The organism is Mesorhizobium sp. M3A.F.Ca.ET.175.01.1.1 (genome assembly GCF_004791945.1).
Taxonomy (GTDB): Bacteria; Pseudomonadota; Alphaproteobacteria; order Rhizobiales; family Rhizobiaceae; genus Mesorhizobium.
Map to the genome: position 1 here is coordinate 1 of NZ_SRTP01000190.1, position 343 is coordinate 343.

Sequence of the window (343 nt, forward strand, 5' to 3'; positions counted from 1 at the left end):
CTCGCTTCGGACGCCCAGACGTCAAACTCGAAGACATCAAGGCCCTCTGCTCGCGTAGGGGCTGGTTGACCGGCCGTACTGGCGGCTTCGAGAAAGGATCCATCCCGTTCAATAAGGGCAAGCCCCATCCCGCGCGCGGCAGAGCAGCCGAAACGCAGTTTAAAAAGGGGAGCATGACCGGAGCGGCGGCCGCGAAATACAAGCCGATCGGCACCGAGCGCTTCAACAAGGATGGCTATCTGGAGCGCAAGATCCACGATGGCCTGCCGCTGCAGTCGCGTTGGCGGTTGGTGCACCTCATCCGCTGGGAAGAGTTGAACGGCGCACTGCCCGCCGGTGAAGC

General features: G+C 62.7%; 1 protein-coding gene. It reads left to right on the forward strand.

What is annotated here, in order from left to right; all coding sequences use genetic code 11:
- The coding region (locus EN818_RS33105) for a hypothetical protein (protein WP_210237328.1) at positions 1-343 on the forward strand (343 nt) is incomplete at both ends.